This is a genomic window from Maribacter sp. UBA3344 (assembly GCF_002362375.1).
Classification (GTDB): Bacteria; Bacteroidota; Bacteroidia; order Flavobacteriales; family Flavobacteriaceae; genus Maribacter; species Maribacter dokdonensis.
The window spans coordinates 16,667-38,411 of the sequence record NZ_DERI01000010.1 but is presented as its reverse complement, the minus strand read 5'-3'; the positions used below and the strand labels follow the sequence as shown (position 1 = coordinate 38,411).

The window sequence follows — 21,745 nt, the reverse complement described above, 5'->3', positions numbered from 1 at the left end:
TTTTCCTTGAAAATATCTAATTGCCATTACCACCTTAATCACAGTTGAAATTAAGCACAATAGGGTTTCTAGGTTCAAAATCAATATCTGTTCTATAGTCAATAACATCAAAATTGTGCTCTGGCCAAACAATATTGGTAGGGTTACAGGAATTGTACACGATACAATCATTTATACTATTTCCTCCGGTATTGGCCGTAGTGCCAAAAGCACCGAATATTAATGAGTTAGAGGTAGATTTTCCCCTGTTTTGTCCTAAATCGCCACAAATAATCTGTTTGGCACGTATTCTTGTAAAACTCACATTTTTAGAGCCTTCTACAGAAGAGACCACACCGTTACCCATTTCCAAAAAATCTACATCTTCTACAAGTCCGCCGTAACCACCCCTTGCACCTTCGGTATTTTGATCTTCAAATAACACACCAACACCAGTAGGACTGTTATTGCCAACGATCAATCCTTTTTTGATCTGTTGCCCGCCACTTTTGTAGATACTTATATTGTCTTCTGTCCAAGCCACATCACGATCATTGATCACGGAGAAATTCTCTAAAAGCCCACCGGCGCATTTATCGTATTGTACTAATTGTCCCCTAGGGAAAGGACCTCTCATATTATGACCTTCAATATATCTTAAAACCGAATCATCACATTGGTTTAATCGTATACCCGTTGACCCGTCCTCTAATTTTACATTGGCAATTACAATATTTTGCGAACCTATACCTTCAATACAGTTTCTTTCAGAATCCGCTAATGGACCGCTAGATGGCGCATTGGTATATTTTATATAACAGTTTTTTATGGTCAGGTTATCGGCACTGGTGAACTTTATTCCCATGTAAGCCCCGGTGTATTCAATAATACAATTAGAGATTACCACACCTGTATGGTTGTTGATCTCAATACCATGTTGGTCAGTTGTTCTAATATAAAGGTTTTCTATGCGTTGGTTGTTCGTACTTACTACAATAGGACCGGAATCTACTAGATTAGAAGTACAAATATTCCCTATGATACTCGGTACAACTTTATAAACAGTTGTTGTGCCGTTTTCTGCAGTAACCGTATAGGTAACTTCATGGCTAAAATCTTGTTCAGATTTTGATATTGGGCTAACCGTAGATCCAGAAGATAAGGTAACGGTAGGTATTAGTTGGTCTATGTTTAACACTAATGGATCAAGCTCAACGTAGATAGTTTTTGTTTCTTCATCAAGGGTTGCAGCAATATTGGAGGTTAAGCTATTATTGTCTGTAGTTAAAAAACTAAAAGTGATGATTTTGGGCTCTTCTGATTGTTCATGCGTGGTATTCCCATCTTCTACATGGTCTTTTTCAGAGGCACAAGATTCAAATAGACATGTAAATACTAGGAGGGTTGTAAAAAAGAACAATGTGTTTTTTAATGAAGTAGGTCTTATCATAATTCTTAAGTATTCATTAATGTCTTTATAATTGAAAGCCATTAAAATTTCTATAAGAGCAATTTGGTCTTGTAAAATTGTTATTCAGAATATGATTTGGGGGAAATATAAGCAGAATAAAAATTTAGAGTCCCTTATGTGTTAATGCTTAATTGGTTATGAATGCTAAGATAAATTTTAAAATGGAAAATGCAGTCCTCAGCGCGTTTAATAAAAGTTAAAAATTTCTACTGTTCACTGGCTCACAATACTTGTAAGAATAACACCACAATCTAAGCTGTTAATCTTTCTGGTAGTATAAGACTATATGCTTTAAGCTGCGCTATAACTATAATTTTCTACACGTTAACAGAAGTAATCTGTGGTTGCATGTCAAATAAATATATTTGTCTGAACAACCATTAACCCCCGATATAGTTATAATTGTTGTTGAAGATTGATGCGAATATTGCGTACATGTTTAGGGAGAACAAAATTATAATTAGGGCTTTTTTAGAAATTTATGATGCTTACTGAAGTTGACTCAAAGGTGTTATGCCTTGGTTATCCTATTTACAAATCTTCACTTGATAATTTACCATTAAAATCTAAACTATTGGTAAGTACAATCAATCAATATTCTTATTGTATAGCTGAAGAAGATGCTGAATTTAAAAAAGCGTTGTTGGGTAGTGATGTTATTCTGCCTGATGGTGTTGGCATAACATTAGCTGCAAAATGGTTGAATGGTGCTTCCATAAAAAAAATAGCAGGAGCAGATTTTCATGAGTATCAATTAAAACGATTAAATGAAAACCATGGATCTTGTTTTTACTTAGGGGCAAGCAGTGATACCTTGGCTAAAATAGAGTCTCGTTTAAAGGGTGAATATCCAAATATTAGATTTGCTAGTTATGCGCCACCTTTTAAACAACAGTTTACTGAAGAAGAGAATCTAAATATGATCCAGGCGGTTAATAGTTTTAATCCTGATGTGCTTTTTGTAGGTATGACCGCTCCAAAACAAGAGAAATGGAGCCATGCACATAAAAATCTCCTTAATGCCAAGATTATATGCTGTATTGGTGCTGTTTTTGATTTTTATGCGGGTACTGTAGAAAGGCCAAGCAAAGTATGGAGAGATTTAGGCTTAGAATGGTTGGGGCGTTTAGTAAAAGAACCCAGGCGAATGTCTAAACGGTATCTTTATTATGGTGTGGTCTATGCAGTACATTTGGTAAGGGCGAAGTTTTCTGCAAGAGAAGAAATGACCGCTACTATAAATTAGTAACATAACGGCTAATTTAATAGTCATTTAAATTTCACATACCTATAAACCTATTATCCTTAATCAATAGGTCAAGTTTTATTTGCTTGTTTTTATATACACTTCATCTTTTTAATTGAGTATTGGTCACTAAATTTAATATTTAAAGGCTATTTAATATCTATATTTTAACTTAATTTATTGACAAAAAGATAGATGAAAGTTGAAAAATTGGATTAAATACTAAAATTGATTTTAGGTCAACCTTTCAAATACTTTACACGTAATATTTATGTTATATCTGTAGGTTAATTCTTTCAAATTATATGTTTGAAAAATGTAACAGAACCTTAGTCCCATAAAAATTAGCAGTGTAGTGAATTATTTTTGGCAAAAATTAAACTTGACGCATGTTAGCCTTCGGTTGAAGGTGACAACTTCAATTCTGATAGCAGATATAAAAATAAGTCACTTACTTTTAAAACAAAAAAAAATGCTGATACATTTTGCGTTTATATGCTTGTATTTCTGTTCAGTTTCTTGTAGCAAGGATAATGATTTGTTAGCAGAGTATATCACCAATAATGACATTGAGGAAATTGATTATCATGAAACTATAGACCCCAACAAAAAGACTATTGTACTACCTTCTGATTTTGATTGGAATAATATACCTAGTGAATATGCTAATGCTAATTGGGACATTAACTTTGATTTTGATTTAAAAAATGCAATTGTAAGACTTCCTTCAGACGTTACTTTGAATTTTGAAAGTGGTCGTTTGTTTAATGGTACGGTAATAGGAGATGAAACTGTAATTTTTTCAAGTAATAGAAATGAAATATTTAGTGAAGTATCATTAGAAGGTGTTTTCAATAATGAATATATTTTTCCCTATTGGTTTGGAGCCATTATGGACGGAGTTTCAGATGACAGGGAGGTTTTCGTAGAAACTTTAAAACAATCCGTTGCTATAAATTCTAAAGTTTTAGTTGATCAAGATATATTTTTAGATGTTGAGGAAACAGGTAGTAAGTCTATCTTTTTAGATAGTAAAACGTGGATTGAAGGGGTTGGTAATGATACTAATATTATTATCAATAATTTACTCTCACCTGCTTTTTACATGGCATTAACTCAAGATATAACGATTAAGCAGGTTACTTTTTTATATGACCAAACGTATGATGCCAATTGGGGCTGGGATAATGCCATGCATGAAGCAAATTTAAAGCAGCTTAAAGATTATATGAGTTTAGCCCATAATGTCACATTTTCATCATGGAACCCTTGGTCTAGGTCTCCCATAGCTTGGCGTTCAGTTTTTAGTTTAGAAGCAGCTAAGAATGTATTGTTTGAAAATGTTACCCTTAAAGCTAAGGGAAGTACCGCAGACAAGTTTATAGTTTGGGGCATTAAGTTAAAAGAACAATATAATTCTGATCAAACTATAAGTGACTATAATAGCCCAACAAGTATACCCGAAAATATTGTGATTAAAAATTTTAACCTAGATGGTGTAATTATGGGAATACAAGGTGTTGTTAACGGTTTTACATCAGATGGCATTACATCTTATAGATATTCAGATGTCCAAACTTTGGATGGTTCAAGTATAGGTGGCAATGGTGTTGGTGGATTACATTGGATGCCACCACCACATCTGTTTTATTTAAATCCAGATACATCTAACAGTCATATCACTAGTAATGTAAAAATCTTGAACACTATTGATTATGGTGATTATGTTGGCACTAAAAATGTTAGGGGTAGTGCAGGGTATTGCAATTCTTTAAAACTAGTAGAGGGTATTTTAAATGCCGATGTTGAAAATTATAAATCGTACCGTAGAGATGGTCTTTGGGATTTAGGAGCTGTTACCAATGGAATTTTTAAAAATATATATTCGGAAGCTACCTCTGATATTTTTGAATCTTCTTGGGGCTTTCATAACGCTCGTTTTGTTGAAGGTAACCTTACTAATTGTACATTTGAAAATATTACAGTAAAAGACATTTCGGACGAAGCTAAAATTTATCCTTGGAACTACCCAAATGGAAATTCTAATAGAATAGAAAACTTAAATCTTTACGTAAAAGAATATGTGGGTAGTTCTCCAGGACCTTTTGGTATTTTTGGATCTAATAATACTATTTTAAATAGTAGTTTAAATATTGAAAAACATTCTTCAAAACAAGATTATGCTAGTGTTATATTTCATCTAGATTCTATTTTGGATTATAGTAGAAATAACCATTATGAAGTAGTTGTTAATGGTTGGCGTAAAATTGATGAAGATCCTTTAAAGAAAAAAGTTAGATTGATTTTTGCACGAAAAGTGAACCCAAATTCTAATCAAGCTAAAGTTACCGATGTCGATAATAATTTTGTGGCAGAACAGGTAAATGCAAATGAAACCGATACCTGGGTTAGAACCGAAATAATTTCCTTAGGTCAGGGAAATGAACAATTGCTAAATACAACGGTTCCTGCAGGTTTTTCAATTAAAAAGGTAGAAGTGGATATTTTAGAGAATTTAGCTAACGGTATTACCGCTAATATTGGTTTTTCTGCAACTCAAAAGGATAATTTGGCATCCAATATATTTAATGGGAAATCAACTATTGTTAATCAATTTGAAATTGAAAACGTTTTTAATGATAATAAAAAGATGTACATCTTTGGAAACCAAAATTTCAATGCAACTGGTAAGATAAAGGTAACCATAGAACTGGTAAGGAAAAATATTTCAGACTGGTAAAGTATTTTAAATAATGAGAAAAGTTATGTAAAGCTTATAAGATACGCTCTATATAAGCTATTATTATCTCTGCAAGCTTTTTTTGTCCACTGATTTCTAAATGAATGACATCTCTATAATCTGACGTTTCAAACTTATAATCTAGCTCTTCAATTAAAACTATATTATTATCAGTGGTCCAATCAATAATTTTTTGACCTTGATAATTATATTTTTTGGTTTTTAGTTCAGATTTTTCTGCATGTAGATAAACGATCAAAGGTATTTGTAAACTGTCTGTTATTTTTTTAATCTGTTCAAAACCGGGGTTGAATACAGGTCCATTTTTTTGAATACCTTGAGCTGCTTTTTCATCGGGATCAAGGTTGGTTTTTTTTGAAAAAGCGTTTTTTATTCTAGGGAAAATATAGCGGTCAAATAACTCCCACCAAGCTAATTTATACTGTTGGTTAGGGTAAGAACTGTGTAGACCAACTACAGGTTCAAAATCCATGACATCATAGGCATCATGGCTACTAACAACTAAGAACATTGCTTTAGCGTTAAAAGTACCATGTTCTTGTAAATATGCTGCACAATTATCAGGACCCCAACTGCCCGAAGAAATATTCAACATTTGATAATTTTCAAGCGTTTGGGATATTATAGAAGTTGCTATACTGTCTTGATCAGATTGCACACCACCAAATAGTACAGAATCTCCTAATCCTAAAATTGTTAATTTTTTAGGGTTGGGTTCGTTATTGCGTTGAGAAAATGAATTAAAATGATAGTTGTTCCCAAATCTTTTCCCTGTTTGGTTTGGTGCAGCAATATATTCATAATTTTCGTCGGCAACATAGAGGGGTGCATCGCAAAACCCTAAAAAAATTCGAAGACTAAACTCAATTATTAAAGTGAGTAAGAGTAAAGTAATAAGAATATTATAAATTTTCTTCATTTTAATAAATAAGAGATTTCTAAATCAAAACACCATTTATAAAGTGAACTTATTTTGTATAGGGATATGCTGTAGCCAAAAAAATACCGGTAATATGTTTTTAGGTAAAAGTCAAAACCTAAAAATAAATTTTAAAATTTAAATGGAAATTAAAAAGCAATTGATAATTTGTTCTAATTATAAGTTTGCAACTCAAATATTAATGTTATAAGATTGCTTAATAAATTTTTTAATTTTTTCTTTATCAGTCCCACATGCTTTTTTTATTTCGAAGACTTTCGCATCCACTAAAGTGCGATACCACCAGCCTTGTAAAAAATGCCATAAAAAACCTTCTTTACCTTGTATAAAACCAAATTTGAAAAAATATCTGTAAATGAAATAAATGAAAGAGCGCCAAAATAGCGGCATATTGGCATATTTCTCTTTCTTATTTCTTTTAGATTGCGCATCATCAGACATCGCAAGTGTTACAGTTTTATTTGTGTTTGGTATTAATTTCAACTCCAAATTAAGTAACTCTACTGCTTCCCGAATAGAATAGTTATTATGTTTCTCTATCCACCAACCTAGAGGGTTTAGGTTATGATCAATGAAATAACCATCAAAGATTATACTTTCGCCCTCTGTTAAAACTATGTGTTCATCCATCCAGCGGTCTTCGCAAATCCCCTTCTGATAACGAAACATACGTAGCATATACATTTGTATCATGCCTTTGGTCATTAGTTTTTCCAGAAAATACATTTTTCTTTCAAAGACGACCCCGGAAATATTTGGTTTTATTTTAGGTGTTTTTTCGTTAATCTCAATGATTAACTCATCGGTTAAATATTCATCTGCATCTAAACGAAATACCCATTCTGTTGTAATTGGTAAATTCTTTAAAGCCCAATTAACTTGTTTCGCATGATTATTCTCCCATTTGTTCTGGTATACTTTAGCACCTAATGATTCCGCTATTTCTACTGTTTTATCTATAGAATAAGAATCTACAATGTAAACGGTTTCAGAAAACCTTAAAGCATTATTTACACAGCGTTTAATATGCTTTTCTTCATTATAGGTCAAAATGAATGTTGATATTGATAGCATTAGTTTTTTATTATGCGTTTTTTTATAAATTTTGAAGGATTTCCACCTACTACGGTCCAAGGAGCAACATCAGCAAAAACAACCGATCTAGCACCTACTACAGAACCTTCTCCAATTCTTACCCCAGGACCTATAAAAACCTCTGCGGCTATCCACGCATAATTATCAATAATAATTGGGGCGCTTATAAATGGCTTATTTAAATAATTAATATCATGAGACCCACTACATAAATATGTCCTTTGAGAAATAGTTACTTTATCTCCTAATATAGTCTTATCAATATGCAGTTTAACGTAGGGACCCAAACAACAGTATTTGCCCATTTCTAAATTCCACGGTGCTGGTATGTAAACTGAAGAATAAACTATAGAACCTTTTCCTATTTTAGCACCAAAAATTTTTAATACCATAACACGCCAACTATTAAAAATAGAGCTAGTTAAGGGGCGAAAAATAAACAAAGAAAAAATACCCCATATTTTTTGCATGACTCTACTTTTTAGAGAAATGTTTTTTTCAACATATCTTTCCATAATAGCACTTATTTAAATGATACTATTTCTTCGACTGGAGATCTATATGATAAGGCAACATCAAATTTTTCTATTGGATTACCACAACTTATCATTACCACGAAAACTTCTGATTTTTTAATTTTACAAATTTTTCTAAGCTTATTATCTTTCCACCTTGAGAAATAACAATTTAATGGACAGGCAAGAATTTTATTAAAGTGAAGACCATTCAATAAATTCATGGCAAAAATACCTCCATCTACATATGCCATATTACGCTCATACACACCGTGACAATAGGCCAAGTCTGCAGTTACAATTAATAACTTATTTGCTAAATGTCCAAAACCCCTATTCCCACCTTGTATTTCTAGTATTTGTTTTATCTCGTCTTTATTTTCAAAAACATGAACCCTAGTTGCCTGCCTATTACAGGATGAAGGTGATTTAGTGGCTAGCTCAACTGCATTTAAGATACGATTATTATCAACTTCGGTATTTGCATAATTTCTAACACTTCTTCTTGACTTACAGAATAAATCAAAAGAAGACTTACTGTCTTTAAAATAATCAGAAGCAGATGTTTTAACTTGCTTACTGCACTCAACCAAAACACTCTGCTCTAACTTATTAATACTTTCAAGTAAATTTTCATTTAAATCGTAATCTTGCTTTTTGTGAAATTCTTTATACTCAACTAAAATGGCTATTGCTTGGCGAAATTGTTTGTTTTGTTTATTATAATTCTTTAAATAATGATTGCAATGATTTATTAACTTCATTATTTTTTTTTCTCCGAAACCTAAACGGGTTTCAGGCATTGTAAGTCCTTTTTCTACAACATGGTAATCTGCTATAATATTCCCTAAAACTTTTTCTTCACTATCACTAATGAATGCAAAAACCCCGGAATACTTTATATATCTCCCGTAATCTTTAGTGTACTCCAAAAATAAAGCTACTAGAATACTTACAGGGAAAATCTTTTTTATTTTATCTTTCATAATTTTACAAATGAATTAATTAACTATTTAATTCAATGAATTTGTTAAAAATTCTACTGAAATATCAATCTGTTTACTTAATTTATCTTTTACTTTGACAAAGTCAATGTCAGTAAGTTTTTCTAAATTAACATCATCACCTTCTCGTAATAGACGATTTTTAAGACCGACAATATTCATTAGACTTTCTTGTCTACTATTATTGTTCTTGCTTGCAGGAGTTATTGTGTAGAACGGTTTCTCAAAAATTAAAGAAAATATACTGCCGTGAAAAGAGGTAGTCAAAACTATACTTGCACTATTATATAAACCCAAAAATTCTGCTGGTCCAAAATCTCTTATATTTAATATTTTATCATCTGATTCTAAAGGTATTTCATTCTTACAAACACGGATGATTTTGTAACCAGTATCTTTCTGAATTTTGTAAGCTAAATCTTCAGCGTATTTATTCTTCTTAAATATAAAAAACAATATGTATGGTTCGGAATGTTTGTAAGGAACCATTAAACTTTCCCAATCACTTTTTGTAAGTAAAAGAGTGGGGTCTACAACGTGTGTAGCATTCTTTCCAGTACTACTTTTTATAATATCTACACCGTCTGCTTCCCTGGTACTAATATGTTTTAAATTATTAATCCACTTTTTGTATTGAGGGTAGTAGACTTCATTTATACTACCTACACCAAAGCTAGATGCATACGAAATCTTATTTGATTGATCTGGGGCAAATGTAAGAAAGTATGGTGCTATGTTGGTACCATTATTAGGGTTCCAAACTTGGTCGCTACCGACAATATAATTCTCATATCCTAGATTTGCACTATATAATTCTGAATAACTTTTATAAACTTTGGATGTTGCTGTATGCTCTTTATGAAAGTCGTTAAATCTTTGCTTTCTTCTTTTAGCTATTTCAGGATATTTTAATGCGCTGTACATATCTATCCATTTTAAAATAAGGTCTTTTAGTTTATTTTTAGCAGAAGTTTTTATTAGAGGTCTAGAGTTTTTTTCGCTTTTGAAGAAAGGATTTTTATAGTACAGATAATTAATTATCTCATTGTCATATCCCATTTTTTTTAGTTTATGGTGTAGTGCAAATGCCTGTAATTCTGCACCATAATTGTTGACATTTAAAATGGTAATTATTCCAGTTTTTTTCATTTGGTAACTTTAATGTTAATTCCTTCTAAATATTGTATTGCTGCCTTTTGCATAGTAAAGTGACAATCATATATTTTGTAAGCTTTTAGTGCCATATCTTCTTTTTGTTCCTTAGTCAGAGTTATCCATTGTTTAAGTAAGTGGTAAGAGTCTTTTTCTGTGTCATTTGCAATAATGCCCCCATTCCCATTTTCAATTTCACGCCAAATATTTACTTTGTTGCTTATCAATACAGGGGTGTTACAAGCCAACGCTTCTACTACGGCAATACCAAAATTTTCTTGATGGCTAGGTAGAACAAAGGCTTCACTTTCATAGAACGCACCCCATTTGGCATCACCACTAAGCATTCCTGCAAATAGAATGTTTGCTGAGCTCTCCGCTAACTTTTTCATTTCTATTCCATAAGTATGTTCATTTGGGCCAGCTATTATGAGTTGCGGTAGGTCATCTAATTCTTGCTCTAATTTTTTATAGGCATTAATAAGCATATCAACTCCTTTCTTAGGGTGTATTCTGCTTAAAAATAGTAGAAAGGGTTTACCGTTCCAGTTAGGTAATGTACTTCTAAATGCCTGCTTCATATTTTCATTGGCGGCAGGTGGTGGTTGTATGCCATACCCTACATTGATTTCTCTTTTAGGTTTGTAGTTAGGAAAAGTGGTTCTTGCCAATAACAATTCTTCTTCGCAAGTAAATAAAATACCATCTGCTTGGTTTATTACTTTGTTCTCAAACAATTTCCAATAAATGTCATTTCTTAATGCCTTAAGCTTTCTATCTTTTGCTGTTTGAAAATACGGATCCAGCATACCATGTGGCATTACATATATTTTTGGAAAAGATTTATTTGTTTTTCGGTAGGTCAACATTGCTTTTATTGAAGCTTGACTTTGATATAGCCATAATCCATGTATAATTACCACGTCAAATTTTATAAAATTAGCAATCAGCCATGGGATAAATTTTTTATTGTAACCCCAAGCATTAGTTGGTTTTCCTAATGTATATATTTGGAAAGGGTCATTTTTTATAAAAGCTGAATCAACTTCATTAAAACAAACTACTTCAGTTTCGACACCTAATTTGCTTAAAGCAGGTACTGCATTTCTTATTCCCTGGCATGGTCCACCTCGTTTAGGATCCATGCTTGGTATAATTCGAAGTATTTTCATAAAATTTAATTCTTAAATTTAGATTATAATTCTTGTATCCCTATGAAAGTACTTAGCGCTCTTATCGATTGGTTTTAGTGCTTTTGCATTTACCCCTCCATATAACATATATTGATGAGTAAACTTTTTGTTTAATAGTGATTTGGCTCCCAAAACGCTAAATGACGGAAGTGACGCTCCTCCTAGAATTACGCAATTAGTCCCTACAAAACAGTAGTCACCAATATTGACTGGGTGACTATCTTGTATGCATTCGTGAATATTTACAGAATGTGTTAGAAATTGCGTGTCATAACCGGCTATGGTCGTGAAATTACCTATGCTAATTTCACTTGTACAATCTAGATGATGTTTTTTGGTTATAGAAGATTCTTTTCCCAATGAAAGTTTACTAATTCTATTTTGTTGATGTTTAAAATGTTTGGATTTTGAATTTGATGGAAAGCCAGTTATCCAATTTGATCTATTTATAGATGAATTTGTATCCATAAATATTTCGTCTAGATTAATGGCTATGGTAAAATGAGCAATTTTACTTCCTGCATTCATCTTTAAATGTTTTGGATATACATAGGCTAAACCAATTTTAGCTGTAGGGTCAATGTCATATTTCCAAATTTTTATTAATAGAAATCTTTTTAATTTCCAAGGTAATACGACTATAATAAGGCTTAGGATTTTCTTCATTTAATTCAAATTTTTATATAAGTCAAGGTAAAGGTCTGTAACCGTATTCAGTTGAAAACGCTTTACATTCAACACCCCTTTATTTACCAAATTATTTCTAAAATTTTCATTGGTGATAATTTTTATATATCCGTTTTTAATAGATTCTACACTTTCTGGGTTTACCAATACGGCACCTTCACCTGCTACAGATTTCATAGGTAAAATATTTGAGGTCAATACCGGTCTACCTACTGCTTGCCCTTCTATAATAGGCATGCCAAAACCTTCAAAAAGCGATGGGAAGTTGACTATGTCACAGTTCTCATATTCTTTGACTACCTCTTTATTGCTTAAGTTGAAAACGTTACTATATTCAACATTACTTTGTTGTAATAACAATGTGTTGTTATCACTTAATTTACCTACAATTCGTAAATGACAAGGTATTTTATCTAGGGCTTTAATGGTACGTGCTAAATTTTTACGCTCTAAGTTTCCGTTTATGTGGAGTATGATAGGTTTTGCTGCACAAAAATCTTTTTGGAGATATTTAAAATCTGTAGATACTGGATTGGGAATTACACAGTATTGATCCGGTTTTAGGTAGATCTCATTTAGAACTTGTTCTTTGGCAAACTCAGAAATAAAGACAACTTTGCTAGCCCTCTTTAATGAACTTATATAGAGAAATTTCCATATTTTTTTTTTGAAACCAGACAGGTAAGAATAATACATGATATCATGTACGGTAACAATTGTTTTCTTAGACTTTAAGAAATACAACAAATAGTGCGCATCGCCGGTGATATGATTTATACTGCCCTGGTGTTTTTTAGCGTAGATGCCATTTTTAATAATAGAAAGTATACCTGATTTTTGTTCCGGTAGAAAAACCTCTTCTATGGCTTGGGTTTTGGCAACATCTTTATTAATAGTTTGTAAAACCCTTTGAATTGAAAATCCTACTTTTGGGTGTCTAAAAAAATATGTTATTCTCATATATTAACTTTTGCTAATTTTATAGATTTCCAACAAATGAGGACATTACATTGTTGATTTCCAAGTGTTTTTCGGCATAGGCTCTTGCTGATACTTTGATGTTTTCGTTATTTTGACTTTCATATGCTTTTAAAATACCTTCAGCCAAAGCTGTTGGATCTTCTGCGGTAACCAATTGACCCATTTTAAAAGTTTTTAACAATTGGTATAAACTAGATGTTTTGTTGGCTGTTACCAAAGCATGCCCGCCAACGGCTAAAATTGTGGTTAATTTGGATGGCATAACCAGATCACTAGCTTTTTCTTTTTGAATGACCAAATGAAGATCTGCCATATTAAGAAATGCATTGAATTGGTCTTTTGGTTGTAATGGCATAAAGTGTAGGTTTGCTAACTCCATTTCTTTAGCTAATATTTTAAGATTCTCCTTATAGGGTCCGGTGCCACAAATGACAAATTGAATAGCGTTGCGATGTTTTAAGGTTTTTGCCGCTTGCAATATAGCTTCAAGCCCTTGTTTTTCACCAATTGCACCTGAATAAAGTACGACCCAGTCGGAATTTGTGAAGCCAAATTGCTTTTTTAATTTACTTTTATTTTCCATAGGGTAAAAATTGGAAGTATCTGTCCAATTAGGGAACAGTAATAAAGGCATTTTCGCTTTTCGCTCAATACGGTCAATCATGCCGTTAGAAATACTACTAATGGTGTCGGTATTTTTAAAAATTGTTTTTTCTATGCCGTATAGGATGGAAAGTAATTTGTGCGAATTTATTATGCCCAAATCCTGTGCAGCTTCTATTTGGAGGTCTTGTATATGGTGCCAATGCTTGGCCCCTTTCAATTTTTTGTACAAGACACCCAACAAGCCAAATTGAAATGATGGAGCAACTGATATTACCCAGTCATGTTTTCTTTGAAATAATAAGGGTATTATGGCCAAGAATGCAGAAATAGTAAATGTGGTATCTAAAATGATGCGTTTTAATCCACTAGGTCTGCTAGGCACATACATAGGGCAACGTATTACACTTAGTTTCCCATTAGAATCATAATTTTTCACTTCTTTTTTAAACCAAAATCTATTCTTTCTGTAAGGCTCTTGTATTTTCCAATAAGGATAATAGGGGTAAGAAGTGAGTACGGTGCAATCATGACCCTTTTTAGCAAGCCAATGCATCATTTCCCCAGAGTACTTGCCAATACCGGTTAACTCTGGTGAAAAGTTATACCCTATAAATAGTAATTTTTTCATAGCAGTTTTTTACTAATTATTTTATTAAGATAGTTTACAGTCACAAACAGGTGGCATTTAATTCAATTTTGAATCAGCAATTTTATAAATGAACAATATTTACTCACTTGATTATGGTCAATTAGACCTGTACATAGGGTATAGTATTATATATAACCTAATTATTTAAACGCTGTTTGGTATATAAACTTTAAGTTCACTTGGATTGTAAAATTTTGAGTCGTTTTATAGAATGTATACGTACTCAATAAGCTTTGAACTATTTTAAATTGAATTATTTAAACCTGGTTGGAATTGTTTTATCTCTTCATGAGATTCTGAGTTCTTTACATATTCAGGATTAATAGTTTTAAGGATAAAACGAATTATATGGTAAATAATCAAATAGGTTACAATACCTTGAATAAAACCTCTTATTAAAAAACCTAAATCACCAAATATACCTTGTGCGTTACGAAAACGACCTAAAAATCCAAAAACGTCCATTACAGCGAATGGTGCATATAGCAAACCGTTAAAAGCATAATATGTAAAACAATTAATAGCTTTAAACAATAAAAAATATATTAATAGCTGTATTAGAAAATAAGAGTGACCGAAAGTGGCAAGACCATCGCCAACATGGCTGGTTACGACATAATTCCCGTAGCCTGTGCCATGTAAATAATCGCCTCTTGAAAAGTCCATGCTAGTTTTGTCTAGCTGTATCCCTAAAAAGTTTAAAATTGGGCTTGGAAATAAGTATATAATGGAATTTAATAGATTTTCCTGCATAGCATTATTTGCAAACCCCCTTTTATGTGCATAATATATGGTTTGATCGGTAATCCGCATATTGGCATACCTAGAAAGTAAGAAATTACTTACATATTGTTCTGTCCAACCCTGTGCGTAGGTTGGGGTATATGTGCCAAATATATTTTCATTTTTGCTCTCCTTCAACTGTTTCATAAGTTGCTCATTACGTAAAGTCTCTAGGGTGAACGCAAAAGTTTCCATTTTATCAGCGCTATCCCTTAATTCTTCTGTATACAAAAGAGTTTGTCTGGTATACAACATTGCGGTTGAAACGGTATTGAGAAGATTTATTCCTAAATAAATAATAGCTCCTATAAAAACGATTTTAACAGGCGTTATAATTTGAGTTATCCTAATATTTTTAAATATTAAATGAAATATGAACAGGATACCAATGGTACCCATAGGTGTAATTATAAGATGGCGCTTATTCGTCGCTAAATTTATAAGAATAATAAAGGTGGTATATGCGAGTACATATTTAGTCTTTCTATACTCTATTTTCAATAAAAACGGAAAAAAAAGACATACCGGGGCGAACATTAAATAGTTTAAGCCAGAAATCAATTTACCTAAGGTGTCACCAATTTGAGCTTCACCTTTAGCTATACTGTATAGCATTGATAGTAAACCAATAAAACCCATACTCCATAAAATTGCAGGGGTAATTTCAAAAAACTTTAATTTGTGTAGCCCTTCTTTAATGAAATTATTCTTCGTTTTTTGCACATGGGTAGGGCAGGCCAGGTATACCGCTAATGATGATACCACAAACAAGACTATTTCATAAAAAAATGTTTCAAAAGGGCTTTCAAAGCCAAAAGTAATAGGTTTATTTTCTATAAGTGTAGCTATCAAAGGTAAATAGCGATACATGAACATTGAAAGATAGATGCAGAATACAAACGGATATTGGCGAATAAATTTTTCATTGAAGAAAAATAGAAATATAAAAAGTGCTATTATAGCCATGATACAACCAAACATATTTGCCGTAGATGGGAAGAAGATCATTTCACCTATAACAGCTAAAACTAAAACCGCTATAAGCAATGTTTTAATTTGTCTAATGGTATGATTTTGTTCCTTGAGCATTTTAATATTTCAATGGGTATAGGCTTAGTAAAAAATTAATTCTTAGGGGATTTGCACTAGAACTGAACATAATTTATGTTCTAAAGCGCTGAAGTTTATGTGTCAGTATAACATACAATTCTTGAAAATCTTTAATACCGTTTTGGACTAATTCTTTTGGAGAAAAGTTTAATAGTTTGCAACCATGGGGCACTACTAAAATAACTAAAATTGCATCTAGCAACACGGCACCAATAGCTGCGCCCGTAAGCCCCATAAAGTTTGATAATACGTAGGTTGCCAATACAGATACAATGGCACTGCCCAAACCAAACCAGCCCATTAATTTAGGCTCATTAAATGCCCTGAACACCATTTCTGTGACATACCACACAGCATTAAATAGCATAGCGGAAATCATTATATACCACATGGTGCTAGGAACTTCTAGTTGATTTTGTGTCCATAGATTATAGAACCATAAACCAAACAATGCCAAACCTATAAATCCTATAAACGAAAGGATAAAAACGCCTATAAGTGATATTCTAAATATTTTACGGGCCATTTTCCAATTAGCTTTTCCTATTTGAATTTGAAGCTCTGGAAATACAGTTGGTTCAATCATGTATAGTATTTGATTGATTGAACGGCTCAATGTACGCGTAGTATTAAAAATGGCCACTGCTTCTGGACCCAAAACAATACGAACAACAAAAGTGGTGCCTTGAAAATAAATTATTTGCCACATAGGTAGCATTAAATAGCTTAGACCTTTAGTAGTTATAGCCTTTAGTATGGCTTTATCTTTAACACCTTTAAAAGTTTTGTGCAGTCCAATTATTTTTCTACCCTTTAAGCCATAAAAAATTATAAAAATTACGGTGACGAATAATTGTGAAATGGCAAATTCAACAATACCATAGCCTAAAAGTAGTACTAACAAACCAAAACCAATAGATGCTGCAGATTTAGTCGTTATTAAATTAATACTTAAGGATGCTTTTTGAGCAGCTCTATAATAGGCTTCAAATAACTGAAGATAAAACATTAAAAGTTGCGATAATATCATAATAGACACGGCTATTATGGCATCTTGACTATTAATTAAAGACTTATCGAAAACATGGAAATAATTTAAAACTAAAATTACAATAGCACTTAAGACCAATGCTGAGGATATCATAATTGTGATGATGTACAATCCTGTTTTACTAATGTCAGCTGCCTTTTGTTTATTACCAGAAGTGTAAGTAAGCACAAAACTATTACCTGCAGCAGATCCAAAACCTAAATTTGAAAAAGCCATTACACTTGGTATAATGGTGAGTGTTAACCATTCTCCGTAGTACGCAGCACCCCAGGCCGTTATAAAAAATGGGACTAAGAATAATTGCTCAAGTACGCGAACTACTTTTTGAAAAATAGAAGCTATGCCATTATTAAGCAATCTTTTTTTTAAACTCATATATTATATAAATATGATTTTTTATTCTGAGTTAGTCTAAAAAAATCAATAGGGTGACTAGATATTAAATTTATCCTTATTGAGATTAATGGCATGTAGATCATAGAAGTTTAAACTTTGGAACCATAGCCATAAGTATCGGAGACTTCAGTATGATTTAGAAGAATAAGGGTATTGTTAAGTTTTTGATTTTTGTAAATACTCTCTATATTATTTAGATGTTCTTTTTTGGTAACGTCTTTGCGAACTACATAAATTGTACTATCTACATACTTATTTAAGGCATAGGCATCAGATATTAGCCCTATAGGTGGTGTATCGATTATAATTTTGTCAAAATGTTCTTTTAGTGTATCCATGAGAACATCATTTCGGTCATTCAATAATAAGCGCCCAACAAAAGTATTGGTCATACCAGGTCCAATTAGATATAAATCATCAATACTTGGATGCTTTTGTATAATTTGATTTACATCCATACCTTTTTTAATAATGAAATCTGAAAGTCCAGGTGAGTTAGGTAATTCAAAGTTTTTCATTAATTGAGGTTCACGTAAATCAAAAGCTAGTAACGCTACTTTATGACCATTTGATGCCATTGTCACCGCCAAATTTGATGCTACATAAGTTTTTCCCTCACCTTTTGCGGTAGAAGTAACCAATATGGTCTGATTCTTTTTATTTTTCTTAAAATAATCTAGATTGAAAGATAGCAATCTAAAAAGTTCAGTTGAAGCAGACATAGTACCTTCATAATTGAGAAAGTCTTGTTTCTGATTGTTTTTTGATATTTCACCTAAATAAGGCGCTGTAATTACATCTGTAATATCACTTGCTTTTACAACTTTATTATTTAAAGCGTCAGTGATAAAAATTATAGATATAGGAACAAAAAAACCAAATAAAAGACCACTCAAGTATAATATTTTTTTATTTGGGCTAATCGGATATTTATTTGCTTTAGGAAAACTAACTATTCTAGTAGAAGATACCGGTGTTGCCAATGACAACACCTCTTCTTCTCTTTTTTGCAATAGATAAAGATAAAGCCCCTCTTTGGTTCCTTTATCTCGACTAATGTCTAACAATTTTTTTTCCATTGCCGGTACTTTTGCTAGTTGCGCATCAAATCTATTGGCGTTGGCTTGTAAATTTCCACTGGCTATAGAAAGACCATTTTTAGCACTTATAACATTCTGTAATATAGATTGACGCAAACTTGCTAAGTTTGCATCTAATTTGACTAGCATTGGATTGGATGTTACTGCAGATTGCGACAAGTTTTGTCGTTCAAGTAATATTTCGTTGTATTTATTTATTTGGTCCGTAAGTGTTCTATCGTTAATTGAAAAACCTCCTCCTATAGAATTTTCAATACTCGAATTAATTAAAGTTTGCTCTATTTGAGTTAAAATATTAATTTGATTTTGAAAGTCAGCTACTTTTTCTTTGTAGTCATTGGCTTGTTGAATATAAGTATCGGCATTGCTGGAAACATCTGTTACTACATTTTGAGTTTTAAAATCAACAACGGATTTTTCTACATCCTGTATTTCACCTACCAAAAGTTTTAGTCTGTTGTCAATCATTTTGATGGTGTTTTCTGCTAATTCATTCTCGTATTTAATGGTCTTACTTATATAGGTCTCTATGAGCTTTGAAAGAATATCCTCTCCCTTTTTTTTATGTGTTGATACATAAGTTAGATTTAGAAGACTACCTGTTTTGTTCGCAGGAACAACATTAAAACTTCTAAGAAAGTTAGTAGTAGTTTCATCTTTTTCTTTTACTTTGAAATAAAAGGGCAATTCATCTACATTACTAATGGAATCTAAATTTGATGTAATTGTAAATGTGCCATATGGCAAGTCAATTAGTTCGCCAAAAGTGTGCTCGGTTATATGTTCTTGCTCATTATGCATGGAACGAAGCTCATAATTCAAGCTGTCTATAAACTTAAAATAAATTGGTTGGTTAAAAATTAAGTTTTCAGAAGTTTCATCGGCAACTACCTTGATTGGTACAGTTTTTCCGTAAATCTCAATATCACGTATGGTACCTTCATGATAATATTCTATGTTAAATGCATTATTGGATATTACATCTTCCATTATGCCATTGGAACTTAAAATCCCTATTTCATCATCTATACTTTGTGAAGTTTTAATAAGGCCTATGTTACTGAAATTATCTACATCCCTAATTCCGTTTCCATTATTAGTATTGTTTATTAAAATTTTCCCTTGAATTTGATAATTGTTTACGGCAACATATCTAATATATAGGAAAGCGAATAAAATGCCGGCAACTATACACACTAAAAATAATTTCCAATGATCGATATATTTTAGAATAGTAGATCGAAAATTATTGTCGTTGGTTGTATGTGCGGGGTGTTTTATGTCTTTCATTTTAATACGAAAAAATTTTTAATGCATTTAAATTAAATAGGTAGCAGTTGAAAATAATCAATACGCTTTTTCCTCATTAGAAAAAACGTTTGTAACAGTAAGAATAATAATTTGAATGTCAAGCAAGATAGACCATTTTTCCATATAAAAAATATCATAACGAACTCGGTTTACAATATCCGATTTATGGATGATTTCTCCTCTATACCCTTTAACTTGAGCCAAACCAGTAATGCCCGGTTTTAAGAAATGGCGTACCAAATATTTTTCTACAGAAGTTTCGTACTGCTTGGTATGTACCTCCATATGTGGTCTTGGTCCTACAATACTCATATCTCCTTTTAATACATTGAAGAATTGTGGCAATTCATCTATACTGGTTTTTCGTAAAATTTTACCAAGTTTGGTTACCCGCATATCATTTTTTGTGGCCATTTTGGTGTCACTATCATCACTTTTGGTCATGGATCTAAATTTGTAACACCAAAAGGTATTCTTGTTGACCCCATGACGCTTTTGTTTAAAAAATAAAGGTCCTTTGGAATCTAACTTCATTAATATGTACACCAAAGGTATTAGCCAAGAAAGAACAAATATGATGACCATTAAAGAAAAGATGATGTCAAATAGGCGTTTTATTAAATTGGAATATTCTAAATCTAAAGGTGAGGCCCTTAAATTTAAAACGGGTACAGAATCATACAATTCAATAGACATAGCTCTTGAAAATAACTCTTTGTTATCTGGAATGATCTTTAGCTTCTTTAAACTATTATCTGCGATATTCATTAGATGTTTTATCTCGTCCTTGGAAAGTCTTGACGCCATGCAGTACACTTCTTCCACATTGTTTTTAAAAATATATTCGTAACTGCTTTCAATGTTACCTAAATAGGTAGGACTGTTAGATTTAGAATTGTCAAAATAACCCATATAGCGATACCCATATTTTGGGATATCAAAAATGTGACGAATTTTTTTAAGGTTTTTATCCCTACCAATGACAACCGCCCTTGTGTGAACATATTCCTTGCTTCTGACAAGATTTCTTGCCCAATAAAAAAATAACCTAAACAGCATGAGCAATATGCAAATGACCACATATACCATGAGCAGATGTTGCCAAGAATAGGGGTGCGGTGTCATAAACGTAAAAGAGGTAAAATAAGCAAGGCCAAAAACTATGATTAATTTAAAAAAGTTTTTAAGATTAACATTAAAGCCCTCCCTTCTTGCCGTAGGATAAAAATCTAAACTATAGGTAGCTATAAACCAAGCTAAATTATAAAATACAATACTGAACACATTTAGATAGGTGTAGGGCGTTAGTACATATGAAGTAATATTTATAATTAATATATGTGCTATGAACGAAAGTGGTATAACAAAAAAGGATTTTTTCATTTCACTTAGGAGGTTAACTGTAAAGTTTTGGGAATAAAAATTAAAATTCTAGAAATTTGGCAATCAGGATTTAAAATCTGAATAGATGATTTTAAATTAAAATTTGAAATAGCGCTCCGCATCGTCAGCCCCATTTTCTAGAACCAACCGTAGGTTTGCATTTTAAAAACGAAGTATACCTAATACTTCATTAAACTTTTACGGGGGAGTAAAATGTAGGAACAAACTTAAGTAGCATAAAGTAACATTCCAAAAAATATCGATAACGAAATAGTAAATTGTGAAATAGAAATTTTAAATCTCTATTTACAAGTACTTTGGTATAAATTCAC

General features: G+C 32.0%; 16 protein-coding genes. 2 read left to right on the top strand and 14 right to left on the bottom strand.

Features of this window, described 5'->3' with window-relative positions:
• Positions 1–34 precede the first annotated feature (34 nt).
• Complete coding sequence (locus B2Z27_RS07135; RefSeq protein ID WP_286813145.1) at positions 35–1,471, bottom strand: right-handed parallel beta-helix repeat-containing protein; 1,437 nt, start codon at positions 1,469–1,471, stop codon at positions 35–37.
• Between the two features lie 460 nt (positions 1,472–1,931).
• On the opposite strand from B2Z27_RS07135, the gene B2Z27_RS07130 reads away from it, so the two are divergent.
• Complete coding sequence (locus tag B2Z27_RS07130; RefSeq protein ID WP_286813144.1) at positions 1,932–2,696, top strand: WecB/TagA/CpsF family glycosyltransferase; 765 nt, start codon at positions 1,932–1,934, stop codon at positions 2,694–2,696.
• A 472-nt stretch (positions 2,697–3,168) separates the two neighbouring features.
• The gene (locus tag B2Z27_RS07125; RefSeq protein WP_286813143.1) at positions 3,169–5,436 is read left to right on the top strand and encodes a hypothetical protein; all 2,268 of its coding nucleotides are present in this window, start codon (positions 3,169–3,171) and stop codon (positions 5,434–5,436) included.
• A gap of 34 nt (positions 5,437–5,470) precedes the next feature.
• Here the strand turns inward: B2Z27_RS07125 and B2Z27_RS07120 are convergent, their stop codons facing one another.
• The 13 genes from B2Z27_RS07120 to B2Z27_RS07060 form a co-directional block, all read right to left on the bottom strand.
• Positions 5,471–6,376, bottom strand: a complete 906-nt coding sequence (locus B2Z27_RS07120; RefSeq protein WP_286813142.1) for a hypothetical protein — start codon at positions 6,374–6,376, stop codon at positions 5,471–5,473.
• A 192-nt stretch (positions 6,377–6,568) separates the two neighbouring features.
• Positions 6,569–7,471: a glycosyltransferase family 2 protein gene (locus B2Z27_RS07115; protein ID WP_286813141.1), complete on the bottom strand. Its 903-nt coding sequence runs from the start codon at positions 7,469–7,471 to the stop codon at positions 6,569–6,571.
• The gene (locus tag B2Z27_RS07110) at positions 7,471–8,007 is read right to left on the bottom strand and encodes a putative colanic acid biosynthesis acetyltransferase (protein ID WP_286813140.1); all 537 of its coding nucleotides are present in this window, start codon (positions 8,005–8,007) and stop codon (positions 7,471–7,473) included. The genes B2Z27_RS07115 and B2Z27_RS07110 overlap by 1 nt, the downstream gene beginning before the upstream one ends.
• Positions 8,008–8,015: 8 nt before the next feature.
• Entirely contained in the window at positions 8,016–8,993 is a 978-nt protein-coding gene (locus tag B2Z27_RS07105) for a nitroreductase family protein (RefSeq protein ID WP_286813139.1), read from the bottom strand.
• A gap of 27 nt (positions 8,994–9,020) precedes the next feature.
• Positions 9,021–10,160 (bottom strand): polysaccharide pyruvyl transferase family protein, encoded by a 1,140-nt coding sequence (locus tag B2Z27_RS07100; RefSeq protein WP_286813138.1) that lies wholly within the window; start codon positions 10,158–10,160, stop codon positions 9,021–9,023.
• On the bottom strand, positions 10,157–11,308 hold the full coding sequence (locus tag B2Z27_RS07095; RefSeq protein WP_286813137.1) for a glycosyltransferase: 1,152 nt from the start codon (positions 11,306–11,308) through the stop codon (positions 10,157–10,159). The genes B2Z27_RS07100 and B2Z27_RS07095 overlap by 4 nt, the downstream gene beginning before the upstream one ends.
• 45 nt (positions 11,309–11,353) lie before the next feature.
• The gene (locus B2Z27_RS07090) at positions 11,354–12,022 is read right to left on the bottom strand and encodes an acyltransferase (protein WP_286813136.1); all 669 of its coding nucleotides are present in this window, start codon (positions 12,020–12,022) and stop codon (positions 11,354–11,356) included.
• Positions 12,023–13,003, bottom strand: a complete 981-nt coding sequence (locus B2Z27_RS07085) for a glycosyltransferase family 4 protein (protein ID WP_286813135.1) — start codon at positions 13,001–13,003, stop codon at positions 12,023–12,025.
• Positions 13,004–13,022: 19 nt separating this feature from the next.
• A complete protein-coding gene (locus B2Z27_RS07080) occupies positions 13,023–14,258 on the bottom strand; it encodes a WcaI family glycosyltransferase (protein WP_286813134.1) in 1,236 nt (411 codons plus the stop codon).
• Between the two features lie 264 nt (positions 14,259–14,522).
• On the bottom strand, positions 14,523–16,151 hold the full coding sequence (locus B2Z27_RS07075; protein ID WP_286813133.1) for a hypothetical protein: 1,629 nt from the start codon (positions 16,149–16,151) through the stop codon (positions 14,523–14,525).
• Positions 16,152–16,224: 73 nt separating this feature from the next.
• Positions 16,225–17,598 (bottom strand): lipopolysaccharide biosynthesis protein, encoded by a 1,374-nt coding sequence (locus B2Z27_RS07070; RefSeq protein ID WP_286813132.1) that lies wholly within the window; start codon positions 17,596–17,598, stop codon positions 16,225–16,227.
• Between the two features lie 110 nt (positions 17,599–17,708).
• The gene (locus B2Z27_RS07065) at positions 17,709–20,009 is read right to left on the bottom strand and encodes a GumC family protein (protein ID WP_286813131.1); all 2,301 of its coding nucleotides are present in this window, start codon (positions 20,007–20,009) and stop codon (positions 17,709–17,711) included.
• Positions 20,010–20,066: 57 nt separating this feature from the next.
• The gene (locus tag B2Z27_RS07060; protein WP_286813130.1) at positions 20,067–21,413 is read right to left on the bottom strand and encodes an undecaprenyl-phosphate glucose phosphotransferase; all 1,347 of its coding nucleotides are present in this window, start codon (positions 21,411–21,413) and stop codon (positions 20,067–20,069) included.
• Between the last annotated feature and the right edge of the window lie 332 nt (positions 21,414–21,745).

Excerpts from the sequence above, each read along its gene's own strand:
- B2Z27_RS07095 (WP_286813137.1), bottom strand. The coding sequence starts at position 11,308 with ATGGATCCTAAACGAGGTGGACCATGCCAGGGAATAAGAAATGCAGTA.
- B2Z27_RS07120 (WP_286813142.1), bottom strand. The coding sequence starts at position 6,376 with ATGAAGAAAATTTATAATATTCTTATTACTTTACTCTTACTCACTTTA.
- B2Z27_RS07060 (WP_286813130.1), bottom strand. The coding sequence starts at position 21,413 with ATGAAAAAATCCTTTTTTGTTATACCACTTTCGTTCATAGCACATATA.
- B2Z27_RS07110 (WP_286813140.1), bottom strand. The coding sequence starts at position 8,007 with ATGGAAAGATATGTTGAAAAAAACATTTCTCTAAAAAGTAGAGTCATG.
- B2Z27_RS07130 (WP_286813144.1), top strand. The coding sequence starts at position 1,932 with ATGATGCTTACTGAAGTTGACTCAAAGGTGTTATGCCTTGGTTATCCT.
- B2Z27_RS07105 (WP_286813139.1), bottom strand. The coding sequence starts at position 8,993 with ATGAAAGATAAAATAAAAAAGATTTTCCCTGTAAGTATTCTAGTAGCT.
- B2Z27_RS07070 (WP_286813132.1), bottom strand. The coding sequence starts at position 17,598 with ATGAGTTTAAAAAAAAGATTGCTTAATAATGGCATAGCTTCTATTTTT.
- B2Z27_RS07135 (WP_286813145.1), bottom strand. The coding sequence starts at position 1,471 with ATGGCTTTCAATTATAAAGACATTAATGAATACTTAAGAATTATGATA.
- B2Z27_RS07115 (WP_286813141.1), bottom strand. The coding sequence starts at position 7,471 with ATGCTATCAATATCAACATTCATTTTGACCTATAATGAAGAAAAGCAT.
- B2Z27_RS07075 (WP_286813133.1), bottom strand. The coding sequence starts at position 16,151 with ATGCTCAAGGAACAAAATCATACCATTAGACAAATTAAAACATTGCTT.
- B2Z27_RS07085 (WP_286813135.1), bottom strand. The coding sequence starts at position 13,003 with ATGAGAATAACATATTTTTTTAGACACCCAAAAGTAGGATTTTCAATT.
- B2Z27_RS07065 (WP_286813131.1), bottom strand. The coding sequence starts at position 20,009 with ATGAAAGACATAAAACACCCCGCACATACAACCAACGACAATAATTTT.
- B2Z27_RS07125 (WP_286813143.1), top strand. The coding sequence starts at position 3,169 with ATGCTGATACATTTTGCGTTTATATGCTTGTATTTCTGTTCAGTTTCT.
- B2Z27_RS07100 (WP_286813138.1), bottom strand. The coding sequence starts at position 10,160 with ATGAAAAAAACTGGAATAATTACCATTTTAAATGTCAACAATTATGGT.
- B2Z27_RS07090 (WP_286813136.1), bottom strand. The coding sequence starts at position 12,022 with ATGAAGAAAATCCTAAGCCTTATTATAGTCGTATTACCTTGGAAATTA.
- B2Z27_RS07080 (WP_286813134.1), bottom strand. The coding sequence starts at position 14,258 with ATGAAAAAATTACTATTTATAGGGTATAACTTTTCACCAGAGTTAACC.